This window comes from Allobosea sp. GW821-FHT12C12 (genome assembly GCF_058807355.1).
The window spans coordinates 33,334-49,798 of the sequence record NZ_JBXAQP010000013.1 but is presented as its reverse complement, the minus strand read 5'-3'; the positions used below and the strand labels follow the sequence as shown (position 1 = coordinate 49,798).

The window sequence follows — 16,465 nt, the reverse complement described above, 5'->3', positions numbered from 1 at the left end:
CGATAGGCGTTGATCTTTCTTCGCCGGTCGTCGCAATGTCACGTCAAAGAGAACAAGAACATCAACGTTCTGATCAGGGAGGTTATCATGCAGACGAAATCCTGGCTCAAGGCCGGCCTGTTCGCGGCGCTCGCGACCGCGTCGTTCGCGCCCGCGCCCGCGCAGGCGCAGGGCGCGCTCGTGATGTATTGCGGCGTGCAGGAAGAGTGGTGCCGCGCCATGTCGACGAGCTTCGAGAAGGAGACCGGCATCAAGGTCGCGATGACGCGCAAGTCGGCGGGCGAGATCTACGCCCAGCTCAAGGCCGAGAGCGCCAATCCGCGCGGCGACATCTGGTGGGGCGGCACCGGCGATCCCCATCTCCAGGCGGCCGAGGAAGGGCTGACCCAGGAATACGAATCCCCTGTCAACAAGGATCTGCATCCCTGGGCGCTGGCGCAGTGGAACGCCGCCAAGAAGCGCTCCGTGGGCATCTATGCCGGCGCGCTCGGCTTCGGCTTCAACACCAACGAGATCAAGCGCAAGGGTCTGGCCGAGCCGAAATGCTGGGCCGACCTGCTCGACTCCAAGCTGAAGGACGACGTCCAGGTCGCCGATCCGAACTCCTCGGGCACCGCCTACAACCTGCTCGCCACGGTCATCCAGCTGATGGGTGAGGACAAGGGCTTCGACTATCTCAAGGCCCTGCACAAGAACGTCAGCCAGTACACCAAGTCGGGCGCGGCCCCGGCCAAGGCCGCGAGCCTCGGCGAGACCGCCGTCGGCATCGTCTTCATCCATGACGCGGTCGTCTTCGCGGTGCAGGGCGACCCGATCAAGCCGGTCGCGCCCTGCGAGGGCACGGGCTACGAGATCGGCTCGATGTCGATCGTCAAGGGCGCGCGCAATCTCGACAACGCCAAGAAGTTCTACGACTGGGCCCTGACCCCGGCCGCCCAGGCGCTCGCCGCTCCGGCCAAGTCCTATCAGGTGCCCTCCAACAAGAGCGCGCCCGTGCCGGCCCAGTCGCCGAAGATGGAGGAGATGAAGCTGATCAACTACGACTTCGTCAAATACGGCTCCTCGGCCGAGCGCACCCGCCTGCTGGCCAAGTGGGACAAGGAAGTGAAGGCGCTGCCGAAGTAGGCTTGAGGCTCGGGCCGGGACAGTCGATCATGCGATCCGCAACCAAGCTCGCGCTCGTCGTCGGCTGGCTCGGCTATGCCGTGCTGCCCTGGTATCTCGTCGAGGGGATGAGCCTGACCAGCCTCGGCTGGCTGGCGGGCTACCCCCTCGGCAAGGCCGGCAGCGCGCTGGCGCTCGGGCTCTCGGGGCAGGCGCCCTGGCTCCTGCCGATCGGCGCGGCGCTGCTCGTGGCGACCGCGATGATCGGCCTCAGGGACACGCGCCGCGTCGCCTATGTCCTGACCGCGGCCGGGCTCGCCGGCATGGTCCTGTTCTTCGCGCAGGGTTTCTCGATCGCGCTGGAGAACCAGGGCATTCCCTGGCTGGCGGCGCTGGTCGGCGGCGCCGGGGGAACGCAGCGCGGCATGGGCGCGGGCGCGTTCCTCGCCATCCTGTCGCTGCTCTTCCTGTTCTGCCACGGCCTCGCCTATCGCGGCGTCTGCCGCGGCGACCTCTTCACCACCTCCTCGATCGGCATCGTCGTGCTGCTGATCGGGCTGTTCATCTTCTTTCCCGTCGCGACGATCCTGCGCAGCGCGCTGATCGACCAGAACGGCCAGATCGCGTTCTCGGCCTTCGCGGCGCGCTTCTTCGATTCCTCGATCTGGGGGCTCGGCTGCATCACGGCCAGCACCAATTGCGGCGTCGCCTGGAACACGCTGATCCTCGCCGTTCTCTGCGGCGTCATCACGACCCTGCTCGGCCTCGCCTGCGCGCTGCTGATCCTGCGCACCGGCATGCCCGGCAAGAAGGTGATGCGGGCCCTGACCGTGCTGCCGATCATCACGCCGCCCTTCGTCATCGGGCTGGCGCTGATCCTGCTCTTCGGCCGCTCCGGCGTCGTCTCCAGCCTGCTCTACGAGTGGTTCGGCGTGCCGCGCTCGCGCTGGCTCTACGGCCTGCCCGGCATCCTGCTGGCGCAGGTGCTGGCCTTCGCGCCGATCGCGTTTCTGGTGCTGATCGGCGTCGTGCAGGGCATCAGCCCCGCCCTCGAGGAAGCCTCGCAGACGCTGGGCGCCAAGCGCTGGCAGACCTTCCGCACCGTGACCTGGCCGCTGCTTCGGCCCGGCATCGCCAACGCCTTCCTGCTCGGCTTCGTCGAGAGCATGGCCGATTTCGGCAATCCGCTCGTGCTCGGCGGCAATTACGAGGTGCTCTCGACCAAGATCTTCTTCGCGGTCGTCGGCGCGGCCTACAACCAGGGCCAGGCGGCGGTGCTGGCCGTGGTGCTGCTCGCCTTCACGCTCGGCGCCTTCTGGATCCAGCAGCGCTGGCTCGGGGGCAAATCCTACACCACCGTCACCGGCAAGGGCGATTCCGGCCTGCCGACGCCGCTGCCGCGCCGCGTCTCCTGGCTCGCCGGCCTCGTCATCGTGCCCTGGGTCGCGCTGACCTTCGTGATCTACCTCGTCATCCTGGTCGGCGGCTTCGTCAAGACGATGGGCCGCGACCACACCCCGACGCTGGAGCATTACCGCACCGGCTTCGCCGTCGACTTCAGCCGCGGGCTCTATTTCGAGGGCGCGGCCTGGAACTCCTTCTTCACGACTCTGAAGGTCGCGGCGATCTCGGCGCCTCTCACCGCGCTGATCGGTCTGCTCACCGCCTATCTGCTGACGCGGCAGAGGTTCGGCGGCAGGAGCACGCTCGAATTCGCCACGATGCTCTCCTTCGCCATTCCGGGCACCGTGCTCGGCGTCGCCTATATCCTCGCTTTCAACGTGCCGCCGATCGAGATCACCGGCACGGGGCTGATCCTCGTGATCGCCTTCGTCTTCCGCAACATGCCTGTCGGCGTGCGCTCGGGCATCGCCGGCCTGTCGCAGATCGACAAGAGCCTGGACGAGGCCTCGACGACCCTGCGCGCCCGCTCCTTCACCACGCTCTGGCGCGTCGTGCTGCCGCTGCTGAAGCCCGCTCTGGTCTCGGCGCTGGTCTATTCCTTCGTGCGCTCGATGACCGCCGTCAGCGCCGTGATCTTCCTGGTCTCGGCCGAATACAACCTCGCCACCGCCTATATCGTCGGCCGGGTCGAGGCCGGCGAGTTCGGCCTCGCCATCGCCTATTCCTCGGTGCTGATCGTGGTCATGGCGCTCGGCATCGGTCTGATCCAGCTCGGCGTCGGCGAGCGCAAGCTCGGCCGGCGCCAGCGCAATCAGGGCAAGGTCGTCGCATTGTCGAGTTCGGCGGCACAACCCATCAGTCAAGGAGCCGCAAGTTGACCAAGGCCGGCCCCGCTTCCGTCGAGTTCCGCAACGTCTCCATGCGCTACGGCGGCGTGACGGCGGTCGACAACGTCTCCTTCGGCATCGAGGCCGGCAAGCTGGTGACCCTGCTCGGCCCCTCCGGCTGCGGCAAGACCACCACCTTGCGCATGATCGCGGGCCTCGAGATCGCCAGCGAGGGCCGGATCCTGATCGGCGGCAAGGACGTCACCAGGCTCTCCGCCGCCGACCGCGACGTCTCGATGGTGTTCCAGTCATATGCGCTGTTCCCGCATATGAGCGTGCTGGATAACGCCGCCTACGGCCCGACCGTGAAAGGCCTCGGCAGGGATGCGGCGCGCGAGATGGCGCTGTCCAAGCTCGCCCTCGTCGGCCTGAAAGGCTTCGAGAACCGCTATCCGTCCGAGCTCTCGGGCGGCCAGCAGCAGCGCGTCGCGGTGGCGCGCGCGCTCGTGCTGGAGCCGCAGGTGCTGCTCTTCGACGAGCCGCTCTCCAACCTCGACGCCAAGCTGCGCCGGCGCGTGCGCGAGGAAATCCGCGAACTCCAGCAGGACCTCAACCTCACCGTCGCCTATGTCACCCACGACCAGGAGGAGGCGCTCGCCGTTTCCGACCGCATCATCGTGATGTCGAACGCGAAGATCGCGCAGGAAGGTGCGCCGCGCGAGCTCTACGAGCAGCCCGCCAACGCCTTCGTCGCCGATTTCATCGGCGATGCGAACCTGATCGAGGTCGCGATCACCGACGTCGTCGACGGCCGCGCGGATGTCGCGCTCGGCCCGCTGACGGTGGGCCTGCCGGCGCGAGGCCTGTCGGTCGGGCCTGCGCGGATCGCGGTCAGGCCGGAAAGCCTGCTGATCGGCCGCGACGGCGATGCCGCGGGCCTGCCCGGGACGGTGCGCAAATGCGCCTATCTCGGCAATCACCTCGACATCATGGTGACGACGGAGGTGGGCGAGCTCTTCGTGATCCAGTACGGCTCGCGCGACATGCTGCCCGAGGGGGCGCCGATCTCGTTGTCCTTTGCCGGCTCTGGCGTGACGCTGATCCCGCCGGCCTGAACCGGGACCGCGGAGCCGGACCTTTCATCGCTTTGCTCAAAAGATCGACGCGACCGCCGCATTATCGGCATCTTCCGCGGGCATTGTCGCTGAGTTGGCTAATGAAAAAGAGATGATTTTGCGATAGAATCAGGCTCTTGAATCGGGAGGCACTCGCCAGAAATGACCGGCAACGACAGCGCCACCACGATCCTGATCCATCTCGCCGGCGGCGTCGCGCTGCTGATCTGGGCGGTCAGGCTGGTCCGGACCGGGGCGATGCGCGCCTTCGGCGGCTCGCTGCGCCAGGCGCTCGCGCGCTTCACGCAGAACCGCGTCGCGGCCTTCGGCAGCGGCGTCGGCGTGACTATGGTGCTGCAGAGCTCGACCGCGACGACGCTGCTCGTTTCCTCCTTCGCCGGGCGCAACCTGATCGCGCCGGCCATGGCGCTGGCCGTGCTGCTGGGCGCGAACTTCGGCACGGCGCTCGCCGCCTTCGTCATCTCGCTCGATCTCGGCTGGCTCTGGGGCCTGTGCGTCGCCATCGGCGTGGCGCTCTATCTCAGCCACGAGGCGATGGACCGCGCCCGCAATATCGGCCGCGTCATCGTCGGCATCGGCCTGATCCTGCTCGCTCTGATAGAGCTCAACGCGGCCGCCGCCCCGCTGGCGCAGTCGCCGACCTTCCGCACGCTTCTGGGGGCGATCGCCGGCGAGCCCTTGCTCGCCGTGCTCGTCGCGGTCGCGGCGACCTGGCTGACCCATTCCAGCATCGCGATCATCCTTTTGATCGCGACCTTCGCGTCCTCGGGGCTGTTTCCGCCGGCGACCGCGCTGACGCTGGTGATCGGCGCCAATCTCGGCAACGCGCTGATCCCGGTGCTGGACCAGCTCGGCTCTCCGATCGCGCAGCGCCGCGCCGCCATCGGCAACCTGCTGACGCGCATCGTGCTGGCCGTCCTTCTCCTGCCCTTCGTCAAGCCGCTCGCGGACTGGCTGATCGCCCTGCCGGCGGCCGATGCGCGCCTCGCGATCGGGTTCCATGTCGGCATGAACCTGCTCGGCGCGCTCGCCTTCCTGCCGCTGGTCGGGCCGATCGCCCGGCTGGTCGAGCGGCTCGCACCGGGCAGCGACAGCGCGGAGGCCGTCGTCAAGCCGCGTCATCTCGATCCCGGCGTGCTCGACAGCCCGTCCGAGGCGCTGGCCGGCGCGATGCGCGAGGCGCTCAGCCTGGGCGACCGCGTCGAGACCATGCTGCGCGACACCATGACCCTGATCGAGACCGACGCGCTCAAGCTCTCCCGCGCGATCGCGGCGCAGGACGACGGCGTCGACACCATCCACGAATCGATCAAGCTCTATCTGGTCAAGGTTTCGCGCAACGAGCTGAGCGAGGAGGAGAGCCGCCGCCTGTTCGAGATCATGACGCTGATCACCAATCTCGAGCATATCGGCGACATCATCGACAAGAACCTGCGCGAACTGGCCGAGAAGAAGATCCGCAAGCGTTACGCCTTCTCGCCCGAGGGGCTGGCCGAGATCAGGGAGTTCCACCAGCGCGTCGCCTCGGGGCTGGTGCTGGCGCTCAACGTCTTCGCCACGCGCGATCTCACGCTGGCGCGCCAGCTCTTCGCCGAGAAGGCGGTGATGCGCGATGCCGAGCGGCGCGCGACCGAAAGCCATTTCGAGCGCCTGCGCTCGGGCCGCAGCGAGACGATCGAGACCAGCGCGATCCATCTCGACATCATCCGCGACCTCAAGCGCATCCATGGCCACGTCGCCTCGATCGGCTATCCGATCCTCGAAAGCGCCAACGCCCTGCGTGAAAGCCGCCTCATGGAGACGCGCGAGGCCCGCCTGCAGCAGGACCAGGCCCGGCTGATCGAATCGCCCCGCTGATATCTCCCGGTTTGCGATCGAACCTCATCCTGGACAAGCCGCGCAGCGGCGCGGGTCCAGGGTCCATCGTAAGGTACGGCGCTGCCAGCGGCCAGGCGCGCCTTCAGGCCGGCTCGAGCTGCGCGATCAGCGTCTTAAGGCCGGGCTCGTCGACGAGATCGGCGGCGTCCTGCCGGCTGAACCAGTGGAAGCGCCGTTGCGCCTGCTCGGCCCAGTTAGGCAGCTGGCGCTCGAAGCTCAGCCGGTAGAGCTTGACCTCGCAGAGAACGAAATGGTCGTCGAGCCGCTTCCAGTAGGTATAGCGGCCGACCGGCTTCTTGCCGATCTTGCCGACGACGCCGGCCTCCTCGAAGGCTTCGCGCGCGGCGGCGTCGTTGTCGTCCATGCCCTTTATCGGCCAGCCCTTGGGCACGATCCAGCGCCGCGTCGTGCGCGAGGTCACGAGCAGCACTTCGACGCTGCCATCGGCGGCGGGGCGGACGGGGACGGCGGCGACCTGGACCCTTGTCTCTCCGACGCCGCCCTTGGATTTCTTCATCGATCGCTGGCGCTCCTTGCGCGCCGTGTTTCCGGCGCGCCCGCTGGCTGGGCCGCCTGCTCGAATCGCTGGACGATTCGCCCACGCCATGATCGTCCCATCCGGCGCCGAGGCAACCTGATTGTGAGCACGATTCATGTCCCGGCTTGGCCGGAATCATGGCGAGGTCATGCGGGATCGGGAAAATCGGTTGCCGGCTCATCGAGCGACCGGCGCGGAACAATCCGGACGCCCTCGGATTGGGCTTCCGCGGGTCTTGCGGGAGGTGTCTCCAGCGGTGATTCTGCACCTGCGAGACGGCGATGGAGATGCGTGATGAGCTGGAGCGACGGCCTTGGACTGCTCGGTTTCGTCGCGGCCTGCGTCGCGGTCGCGAGCTCGGGCGCGGTGTTTCGGCCGGGCGACTGGTATGAGCGGCTGCGGAAGCCGTGGTGGCGGCCGCCGAACTGGCTGTTCGGCCCGGCCTGGACGGTGCTCTACCTGATGATCGCGGTTTCGGGCTGGCTCGTCTGGCGCAAGGCCGGCTTCACTGGCGCTGTCCTGCCGCTGGCGCTCTACGGCGTCCAGCTCGGCCTGAACGCGGCTTGGTCCGGCTTCTTTTTCGGCATGCGCCGGATGGATTTCGCTCTCGTCGATGTCGCGCTGCTCTGGCTCTCGATCCTCGGGCTGATCCTGCTGTTCAGGCCGATCGACGAGACCGCGGCGCTGCTGCTCCTGCCCTATCTCGCCTGGGTCGCCTTCGCCGCCTTTCTCAACTGGACGATGTGGCGGCTCAACCCGCAGGCCGCGACGGCCTGAGCCGATCAGCCGTCATGCAGCCTCGCCAGATACCGCGCCCGCGACAGCCGGCGCGTGCGGGCCGCCTCGACCGCGGCCTGCGGCGGGATCGCGCCGAAAGCCACCTGGCTCCGGCTGCGCAGCTGCGAAAATCCGTCGAGATGGTCGCGGACGATCGTCGCGATCCTGGGGTAGCCGCCGGTGGTCTGGTGGTCGGCGAGCAGCACGGTCGCCACGCCGTCGCCCGAGACCTGGATCGAGCCGCGCGCGATCGGCTCTGACGGCATGTCGAGCACCGCGTCGGGCCTGAGCGAAGGCCCGGCGAGCCGCACGCCCATGCGATCATAGGCGTCGGTCAGGGTGAAGGACGCCGACAGCAGCGTCTCGATCGTCTCCGGCGAAAAGAAGCGGTCCTGCGGGCCGAGCACGACCTTGACGCGCTGGCGCGGCCTTGCCGTGACGGGGCAGTCGAGCTCGCCGACCCGCGCCTCGCGGCGCTCGGCGTCCGGGATCACGAGGCGGTGCCCCGCCATCAGCTTGCCGCCGCCGAAGCCCGACGGGCCATGCGTCGAGACGCTGCCGAGCCATGGCTTCGCGTCGAGCCGGCCGGCGAAGCCGAGATAGCTCCAGCTTCCCCACGGGCCGGGCGTCACCGAGAGCCGCATCCCGGCGGTCAGCGTCGTCACCAGCCAGGACGGGTATTCCCGGCCATCGAGGATGACGCGAAACCCGCCACCGGCGAGCGCGATGGTGACCGAGCCCTCGACGCAGTCGAGCGCCAGCCCGCCGATCGAGATCTCGATCCCGGCCGCGCCATCCGGATTGCCGAGCGCCGCGTTGGCGATGGCGAAGGCGCCGCGATCCATCGGGCCCGAGGCCGGCACGCCATAGCGCATCAGCCCGGTCCGACCGCCATCCTGCACGGTGACGAGCGGGCCGGCCTGCACGATCTCGATCACGGCGCGGGCCATGGCTCAGCCGGCCCGGCCATGCGCGTCGAAGCCGGCTCGGTCGATCCGGCGGAAGCGGACATCGTCGCCGATCTCGAACAGGAACGGTTTTCCAGTCTCCTCGCGCAGGATTTCGGTCGGCGAGCGGCCGATGATCCACCAGCCCGTCGGCATGACCAGCGTGGTCACGAGGCATTGCGGCCCGGCGATCAGCACGCTCCCGGCGGCGATGCCGCGCACGGCTGAGGGCTTGCGCGGCAGCCGGATCGCCTCGGGCACGCCGGCGAGATAGGCATAGCCCGGCGCGAAGCCGTACATGAAGACGCTGTAGTCGCCGGCCAGATGCGCCGCGATCACCGTCTCGCGCGCGAGGCCGGTGGCCTCGGCGACCGCGTCGAGATCGGGCGCGAACTCGCCCTCGTAGCAGACCGCCACCTCGCGCGGCTCGCCCTTGGGCGGCAGGGTCGCGGGTTTTTGCAGCAGCGCCGTCATCGCCGCCTCGACCAAGGCATGGTCGCTGAGCAGCGGGTCGAAGCCGACGAGCAGGCTGGCATAGGCCGGCACAGCCTCGGTGAAGCCCGGGAACGGCGTGGCCGAGAGCGCCGCGTCGAGCCGCCTGATCAGCGCGTTGATGTCCGCGTCGATCGTCTCGCCGAGCTCGACCAGCACGGCATGCTCCGCCACCGGCCGGAAGCGCGGAAACCCCTGCGCGGACGCGCTCATGCCGGGCGCGGCAGGAAGGGCGCGATCGATACGCCGGCCTGCGTCAGCGCCGCGCGCACGGTCCGGGCCATCGCGACCGCCCCAGTGCTGTCGCCATGGACGCAGATCGACTGCGCCGCGAGCCGGATCGCCGGCCCCTCCAGCGTCGGCATCAGCCCGGTGTCGAGGAATGCGACCAGCCGCCGCGCCGCCGCGTCCGCATCATGGATCATCGCGCCGTCCCGGCTGCGCGGCGCCAGCCTTCCATTGGGCAGATAGCCCCGGTCGGCGAAGATCTCGCTGTGGACGTCAAGCCCGCGGGCGCGGGCGGCGGGCTCCAGTTCCGTGCCGGAGATCGTCAGGACCGGCAGATCGCGCGAGACGGCGGCGACCGCCCGCGCGATCGCGTCGGCCACGCCGCGATCGTCGCAGGCGAGATTGCCGAGCGCGCCATGCGGCTTGACGTAAGCCACCTTCGCGCCGGCCAGCGCCGCCGCGCCCATCAGCGCGCCGATCTGCACGGCGGTGAAGCGCTCGATCTCGCGGGCCGAGCAGGGGATGATGCGGCGGCCGAAGCCCTCGCGGTCGGCATAGCCCGGATGCGCGCCGACCACGACGCCACGCGCCTTGGCGAGCGCAACCGTCTCGACCATCGTCTCGGGATCGCCGGCATGGCCGCCGCAGGCGATGTTGGCGCTGGTGACGAGGTCGAGCATGGCGGCGTCGTCGCCGGCGCGCCACGGGCCATAGCCCTCGCCGAGATCGGAATTGAGGTCGATGCTGCGCGTCATCGCGTCATCCTAGCACAGGCCGGACCAGCGCGGCCGGCAGGATCAGCCTTCCGCCACCGGCACCGTATAATTCAGCACCAGCCGCCCGCCATCGGGATAGATCGTCTGCCCGGTCAGGTAGGAGGCGTCGCTGCTGGCCAGGAACGCCGCCACCGAGGCGATCTCGGCCGGCTCGCCGCAGCGGCCGATCGGCGTGCGCGACAGCACCGAGCGCCGCGCCTCGTCGGAGGTCATTACCGCCGTCGCGACCATCTCGGTCAGGATCGTGCCCGGCCCGATGCCGACGACGCGGATGCCGTGCGGCGCGAGCGCCACCGCCGCGACCGCGGTGAGCTGGTTCATGCCGCCCTTGGAGATCGCGTAGGTCGCGAGGTTCGGGTTGGCGAGCAGCGCGTTGATCGACGACATGTTGATGATCACGCCGCCCGTGCCCTGCGCGACCATCTGACGCCCGGCCGCCTGCACGCCGAAGAAGGCGCCCTTCAGGTTGACGCCGATGACCGCGTCGAAATCGCTCTCTGCGATCTCGAGGAAGGGTTGGCCGCGGGCGATGCCGGCGTTGTTCAGCATGATGTCGAGCCGGCCGAAGCGCTCGACCGCCGCCGTGACCAGCGCATCGACCTCGCTGCGTTTCGTCACGTCGCTCGGGGCGGCAAAAACCTTCTCGGGTCGCCCGAGCGCATCGGCCGCGCGGGCGAGTTCCTCGCCGTCGATATCGGCGATGACGAGTTTCGCGCCCTCCTGCGAAAAGCGCTCGGCGCAGGCGCGGCCTAGGCCGCGCGCCGCCCCCGTGATCACCGCGACCTTGCCGTCGAGTTTCATCGTGCCGCTCCTTTCAGCGCTTCAGGCGCGGCTTCTCGATCCCGGCCTGATGGCAGAGCGCATCGACCATCGCCGAGAAATCCCGCCCGCCGAACCCGCCGGCGCGGGCCGCGCTGAAGGCCTCGCGCGCGGCCGCCGCCAGCGGCATCGGCACTTTCGCCGCATTGGCCGCGTCGACGATCAGGCTGAGGTCCTTATGCGCCAGATCGATGGTGAAGCCGGGCTCGGTGTCGCCGATCAGCACCTTGTTTGGCCAGTTGACCTTGAGCTGCCCGTTCACGGCGGTGGTGCCGTAGAGCACCTCCAGCGTCGTCTCCAGCGTCAGCCCGAAGCGCTGCGACAGCGCCAGCGCCTCGGCGTTCATCTGGCACAGCGACACGGCGAGATAGTTGTTGACCAGCTTGGTCCGCGTGCCGCTGCCGACCGGGCCGCAATGATGGATCGTCGAGCCCATGCCCTCCAGCAGCGGCTTCACACGGGCGAAATCGGCCTCCGCGCCGCCGACCATGAACAGCGATTCGCCCCGGTCGGCATGCGTCGCCAGCCGCCCGACAGGCGCGTCGACGAAGCCGATCCCCTTCGCCGCGGCCTGTTTCGCCAGCGCATCGGTGACGAGCGGGTCGATCGTGCTCATGTCCATGATCAGGCTGCCGGGCTTCGCATGCTCCAGCACGCCGCCCGGGCCGGCCACGACCTGCGCGACGATCGCCGAGTTCGGCAGCATGGTGACGATCACGTCGGCATCGGCCGAAACCTCCGCGACCGATTCCGCCGCCCGCGCCTGCAGCGAGGCCAGTTCCGCAACGGCCTCGCGGTTGACGTCGTGGACGACGAGGCGAAAGCCCTTGCGGCACAGATTCGAGGCCATGGGCCGGCCCATGCGGCCGAGTCCGACGAAACCGATCATATCCATGCGGGTCTTTTCCTCGTGTTTTGTCGTCTTGGCTATCGCGTTGCGGTGGGTTGCGGATGGCAATGCCGCATCAGCCCTGCGGCAGTCCCAGATGAGCACGGAAACGGTTCTTGATGTAGACCGCGTCGCGCGAGGGCAGGGAGCGCGGCGGGTTCTCGGCCGCGACCTTGATCACGAACAGGCGCGGGCCTTCGGGCGCTCCGTGCAGCGTCCCGGCCAGCGTCTCGACCTCTGCCATGCCGGTCAGCGTCTTCGCCGTCGCGAAGCCGCAGGCCTCCGCCGCCTTCGCCAGGTCGACGCCGTGGCCGGTATGGCTGCCCTGCATGCCGGTCTCGCCGAAATGCTGGTTGTCGATCACCGCGATGTCGAGGTTTTTCGGCTTCGCGACCGCGATGGTGGCGAGCGCCCCGAAAGCCATCAGCTGCTCGCCGTCGCCGGTGACGACCAGCACGCGCCGCGCGGGTTGCGCCTGCGCGAGGCCGAGGCCGACCAGCGCGGCGCCGCCCATCGCGCCCCAGAGATAGTAGTTGCCGTCGTGGTCGCCGGCGGCGTGGACGTCGTAGGTCGCCGAACCCAGCCCGGTCACGACCAGCGTGTCGCCCCGGTCCCTGAGCAGGGTGGCGACGACGGCGCGGCGGCCGAGCGATGAGATGTCCGGATCGGCCATCGCGCTCACCACTTCTTCCGGCCGAGCAGGCGCTGGCCGATCAGCACCGCGATCTGCTGGTCGCCCTCATAGGCGAGCGCGGCCGCCGCCTCGACGGTGTCCACGAGGTCTTCCGCCGTGTCGGCCCGCATCACGCGGATGCCGACCGCCTCCAGCGCCGCTTGCGCGCCGCGCCCCATCGGCGCCTGCCAGGGATTGAACTCGGCCCATTCGCCGCGCATCGTCACCAGCATCAGCAGCGGCGCCCGCGTCATCACCGGCAGCGACAGCATGTTGATGCAGTTGCCGACGCCGCTCGACTGCATCAGCAGCACGCAGCGCTGCCCGCCGAGCCAGGCCCCGGTCGAGATCGCGACGCCCTCCTCCTCGGTGGTGAGGACGTTGGTCTTCACCTCGGCGTCGGCCTGGAACAGCCGGATCAATGCGCTGTGGCCGGCATCGGGAACGAAGGCCATCTGGCGCACCTCGGCCGCCTTCAGCATGGCGTGGAGCCTCGCCGGCCAGCCGCTGACGGCGGCGGCCGCGGCCTCCGCGCCGGCGGCGTTTGAAACGGTGGTCTCGCCCACGGGCTTTTTCTCCAGTCGGATCCGTGGCGAGGATGGCCGCTGGCGGCGCGCGGCTCAAGCCCGCTTCATGCGCGTTTCAAGGACAGCGACATGTCGTTCGGTCATGGGAACGAAAAAACGGCGGGGCTCCGTTTTCGCCGAACTTGCTCTAACCTTTCCGCGTCGGCAGCCGCCGTCGTGAACGTGCTCCGCCGATGATCATCCGCCAGCTTGTCTATCTCGACGCGCTCGCCCGCGAGCGGCATTTCCGCCGGGCGGCTGAGGCCTGCCACGTCTCGCAGCCGACGCTGTCTGCCGCCATCGCCCAGCTTGAGGCCGAGCTCGGCGTGCTCATCGTCGAGCGCGGCCGCCGCTTCCAGGGGCTGACCAAGGAGGGCGAGGTCGTCGTCGCCCATGCCCGCCGCATCCTGGCCGAGACGGATCTGCTCAAGGAATCGATCGCCGAGCTCAAGGCCGGAATCAGCGGGCGCATCCGGCTCGGCGCCATCCCGACTGCGCTGCCGATGATCGCGCACATCACCGCCCCGTTCTCCTCGCGCTATCCGGCGGTCTCTCTGACGGTGCTGTCCCTGACCTCATCGGACATCAAGGAGCGCATCGACAATTTCGAGCTCGATGTCGGCCTGACCTATCTCGACAACGAGCCGCTCGACGGCGTCGTGTCCAAGCCGATCTACCAGGAATCCTACGTTCTGCTGACGCGCGAGGACGGGCCGCATGGCGGGCGCGACTCGATCACCTGGGCCGAGGCCGGCGAGCTCAAGCTCTGCCTGCTCACCTCGGACATGCAGAACCGGCGCATCATCGACGGCATCTTCCGCTCGGTCGGGCAGGCGCCGCGCCCGGCGATCGAGACCAATTCGATCTTCAACCTGTGCTCGCATGCCGGCATCCAGGGCGTCTCCAGCATCGTCTCGCTGCAACTGCTCGAATTCTTCGGGATTCCGATCGGGACCAGGGCGCTTCCCCTCGTCGAGCCGCAGGCCCAGCGCACGATCGGGCTGATCGTCGCCGACCGGCAGCCCTTCGCGCCGCTGGCGCGCAACCTCCTGATGATGTCGCGGGCGGTCGGCGAGGCGGTGCTGCCGCGCCGGCCGATCGTGCGATAGCCGCGAACTATCTTTGCAAGAGGCCGCGCGGTTTGTGCGGCGCAATATGCCCGGATAGGCGGAGATTATCACCCCGCTCTCGACAGCCACGGCCGGGCGAAACGCGAAACCTGCTATTACGATAGTTGGAAGCTATCATCTGGTTGGAATAAACGATTTGAATTCCTCTTATTCTTCGGTCCCACTCGGGCCAAGCGAACGTCGGGAGAACCGCGTCGGATGGAGGAAGAATGGCCGCATACCCCGCCTGGAACGATGACGAAGCGCGATCGGTCGCCGCAGGCCTCGCGCATCTCGAGGGAGCGACGCTGCCGATCCTGCACGCCTTGCAGGAGGCGTTCGGCTATGTCGACGCCAAGGCCGTCCCGGTCATCGCCGAGGCGCTGAACCTGTCCCGCGCCGAGGTGCATGGCGCGATCTCGTTCTACCATGATTTCCGGAGCGCGCCGCCGCCGCGCCGCGTCGTGAAGCTCTGCCGCGCCGAGGCCTGCCAGGCGCTCGGCTGCGAGGCGCTGGTCGAGGATCTCGCCCGCGACCACGGCATCGCGCTCGATCGTCATGACGCGGCAAAGGATGTCGCGGTCGAGACGGTCTACTGCCTCGGCAATTGCGCGCTCGGCCCCTCGGCCCTGGTCGATGGCGAGCTGTTCGGGCGGCTCGACGCCGGCAGGCTTGCCGACCTCTGCGGTGTCGCGGGAGCGGCCGCATGAGCGACACGGTCCGCATCTTCGTGCCGATCGACGCCGCCGCCCTGTCGGTCGGCGCCGAAGCTGTGGCGCAGGCGATCCTCGGGGAGGCGCGCGAGCGTGGTCTCGCGGTCGATCTCGTCCGCAACGGCTCGCGCGGCATGCTCTGGCTGGAGCCGCTGGTCGAGGTCGAGACGCCGGCCGGCCGGATCGCCTATGGGCCGGTGGCCGCGCGCGAAGTCGCGGGCCTGTTCGAGGCCGGCTTCCGGGGCGGCGGCGACCATCGCCTGCGTCTCGGGCCGACCGAGGAGCTCGACTGGATGAGGCGCCAGCGGCGCCTCATCTTCGAGCGCGTCGGAATCACCGATCCCGTGTCGCTTGCCGACTACCGCGCCCATGGCGGCCTCGCCGGCCTTCAGGCCGCGCTGAATCTTCAGCCGATCGAGATCGTCGAGGCGGTCAAGGCGTCGGGCCTGCGCGGGCGCGGCGGCGCCGGCTTCCCGACCGGGATCAAGTGGAAGACCGTGCACGACGCCGCGGCAGTGCAGAAATACATCGTCTGCAACGCCGACGAGGGCGACAGCGGCACCTTCGCCGACCGCATGCTGATGGAGGGCGATCCCTTCCTGCTGATCGAAGGCATGGCGATCGCGGCCGTCGCGGTCGGCGCGACCAGGGGCTACATCTATCTGCGCTCGGAATACCCCCACGCTCATCGCACGCTGCGGCGCGCCATCCTGAAGGCCGAGAGCGCCGGCATCCTCGGCGACGACGTGCTCGGCTCGGGCCACGCCTTCCGCCTCGAGGTGAGGCTCGGCGCCGGCGCCTATATCTGCGGCGAGGAGACCTCGCTGCTCGAAAGCCTCGAGGGCAAGCGCGCCATCGTCCGCGCCAAGCCGCCGATCCCGGCGCTGCAGGGCCTGTTCGGCAAGCCGACCGTCGTCAACAACGTGCTCTCCTTCGCCGCCGTGCCCTGGATTCTCACGCATGGCGCGCAGGCCTATGCCGATTACGGCATGGGCCGCTCGCGCGGCACGCTGCCGGTCCAGCTCGGCGGCAATGTCCGGCGCGGCGGGCTGGTCGAGCTCGCCTTCGGCATCGCCTTGCGCGAGATCATCGAGGATCTCGGCGGCGGCACGCTGTCCGGCCGGCCGATCCGCGCAGTGCAGGTCGGCGGCCCGCTCGGGGCCTATCTCACGGCGGGGCAGCTCGACGTGCCGATGGACTACGAGGCGCTGGCCGCGATGAAGGCCATGCTCGGCCATGGCGGCATCGTCGTCTTCGACGACAGCGTCGACATGGCCCGCCAGGCCCGCTTCGCCTTCGCGTTCTGCGCTAAGGAGAGCTGCGGCAAGTGCACGCCCTGCCGCATCGGCGCGACGCGCGGCGTCGAGACCATGGACAGGATCATCGCGGGCGTCGAACGCCCAAAGAACCTGGCCGTGCTGCGCGACCTGTCGAAGCTGATGACCGACGCCTCGCTCTGCGCCATGGGCGGCCTGACCCCCATGCCGGTGCTGAGCGCGCTGAACCATTTCTCCGAGGATTTCGACCGGCCGGTTCCGCCGGCCAAGTCTTCGCCGCCGGCGACCGGCTGGTCGCTGGCCGCCGAATGA

Annotated in this window: 16 protein-coding genes; 8 read left to right on the top strand and 8 right to left on the bottom strand. The window is 69.0% G+C overall.

The features are described 5' to 3' along the window. The first annotated feature begins 87 nt into the window (after positions 1–87). The 4 genes from AC1RRW_RS17590 to AC1RRW_RS17575 all read left to right on the top strand — a co-directional run bounded on the left by AC1RRW_RS17590 (position 88) and on the right by AC1RRW_RS17575 (position 6,328). Positions 88–1,125, top strand: a complete 1,038-nt coding sequence (locus tag AC1RRW_RS17590) for an ABC transporter substrate-binding protein (RefSeq protein ID WP_492902319.1) — start codon at positions 88–90, stop codon at positions 1,123–1,125. A gap of 29 nt (positions 1,126–1,154) precedes the next feature. Then, positions 1,155–3,386, top strand: coding sequence for an ABC transporter permease (locus tag AC1RRW_RS17585; protein ID WP_492902317.1), 2,232 nt, complete (start codon positions 1,155–1,157; stop codon positions 3,384–3,386). Positions 3,387–3,427: 41 nt separating this feature from the next. After that, positions 3,428–4,450, top strand: a complete 1,023-nt coding sequence (locus AC1RRW_RS17580) for an ABC transporter ATP-binding protein (RefSeq protein ID WP_492902442.1) — start codon at positions 3,428–3,430, stop codon at positions 4,448–4,450. Positions 4,451–4,612: 162 nt separating this feature from the next. Further along, positions 4,613–6,328, top strand: coding sequence for a Na/Pi cotransporter family protein (locus AC1RRW_RS17575; RefSeq protein ID WP_492902315.1), 1,716 nt, complete (start codon positions 4,613–4,615; stop codon positions 6,326–6,328). Positions 6,329–6,431: 103 nt separating this feature from the next. On the opposite strand, the gene AC1RRW_RS17570 is transcribed toward AC1RRW_RS17575, so the two are convergent. Then, positions 6,432–6,866, bottom strand: a complete 435-nt coding sequence (locus tag AC1RRW_RS17570; RefSeq protein ID WP_492902314.1) for an NUDIX hydrolase — start codon at positions 6,864–6,866, stop codon at positions 6,432–6,434. Between the two features lie 315 nt (positions 6,867–7,181). On the opposite strand from AC1RRW_RS17570, the gene AC1RRW_RS17565 reads away from it, so the two are divergent. Next, positions 7,182–7,664, top strand: a complete 483-nt coding sequence (locus AC1RRW_RS17565) for a TspO/MBR family protein (protein WP_492902312.1) — start codon at positions 7,182–7,184, stop codon at positions 7,662–7,664. Positions 7,665–7,669: 5 nt separating this feature from the next. On the opposite strand, the gene AC1RRW_RS17560 is transcribed toward AC1RRW_RS17565, so the two are convergent. From AC1RRW_RS17560 to AC1RRW_RS17530, 7 genes are read right to left on the bottom strand one after another with little or no spacing between them, the layout of a single operon-like run. Beyond that, positions 7,670–8,614: a 5-oxoprolinase subunit C family protein gene (locus AC1RRW_RS17560; protein WP_492902310.1), complete on the bottom strand. Its 945-nt coding sequence runs from the start codon at positions 8,612–8,614 to the stop codon at positions 7,670–7,672. A gap of 3 nt (positions 8,615–8,617) precedes the next feature. Next, positions 8,618–9,316, bottom strand: coding sequence for a 5-oxoprolinase subunit B family protein (locus AC1RRW_RS17555; protein WP_492902309.1), 699 nt, complete (start codon positions 9,314–9,316; stop codon positions 8,618–8,620). Beyond that, entirely contained in the window at positions 9,313–10,086 is a 774-nt protein-coding gene (locus AC1RRW_RS17550) for a LamB/YcsF family protein (RefSeq protein ID WP_492902308.1), read from the bottom strand. The genes AC1RRW_RS17555 and AC1RRW_RS17550 overlap by 4 nt, the downstream gene beginning before the upstream one ends. Positions 10,087–10,128: 42 nt before the next feature. Beyond that, positions 10,129–10,908 carry an SDR family NAD(P)-dependent oxidoreductase gene (locus AC1RRW_RS17545; protein WP_492902306.1) on the bottom strand — a complete coding sequence of 260 codons (780 nt, stop codon included), beginning with the start codon at positions 10,906–10,908 and terminating at the stop codon, positions 10,129–10,131. 13 nt (positions 10,909–10,921) lie between these two features. Next, on the bottom strand, positions 10,922–11,920 hold the full coding sequence (locus AC1RRW_RS17540; RefSeq protein ID WP_492902305.1) for an NAD(P)-dependent oxidoreductase: 999 nt from the start codon (positions 11,918–11,920) through the stop codon (positions 10,922–10,924). After that, positions 11,892–12,488, bottom strand: coding sequence for a thiamine pyrophosphate-dependent enzyme (locus tag AC1RRW_RS17535; RefSeq protein WP_492902440.1), 597 nt, complete (start codon positions 12,486–12,488; stop codon positions 11,892–11,894). Before AC1RRW_RS17535 ends, AC1RRW_RS17540 begins: the two co-directional genes overlap by 29 nt. 5 nt (positions 12,489–12,493) lie before the next feature. Continuing rightward, positions 12,494–12,970, bottom strand: coding sequence for a phosphonopyruvate decarboxylase (locus AC1RRW_RS17530; RefSeq protein ID WP_492902438.1), 477 nt, complete (start codon positions 12,968–12,970; stop codon positions 12,494–12,496). A gap of 278 nt (positions 12,971–13,248) precedes the next feature. Between AC1RRW_RS17530 and AC1RRW_RS17525 the strand changes: the two genes are divergently transcribed. The 3 genes from AC1RRW_RS17525 (at position 13,249) to AC1RRW_RS17515 (ending at position 16,465) form a co-directional block, all read left to right on the top strand. Beyond that, a complete protein-coding gene (locus tag AC1RRW_RS17525) occupies positions 13,249–14,163 on the top strand; it encodes a LysR family transcriptional regulator (protein ID WP_492902303.1) in 915 nt (304 codons plus the stop codon). A 230-nt stretch (positions 14,164–14,393) separates the two neighbouring features. Continuing rightward, positions 14,394–14,873, top strand: coding sequence for an NAD(P)H-dependent oxidoreductase subunit E (locus AC1RRW_RS17520; RefSeq protein WP_492902301.1), 480 nt, complete (start codon positions 14,394–14,396; stop codon positions 14,871–14,873). Continuing rightward, entirely contained in the window at positions 14,870–16,465 is a 1,596-nt protein-coding gene (locus AC1RRW_RS17515) for a formate dehydrogenase beta subunit (RefSeq protein ID WP_492902299.1), read from the top strand. The genes AC1RRW_RS17520 and AC1RRW_RS17515 overlap by 4 nt, the downstream gene beginning before the upstream one ends.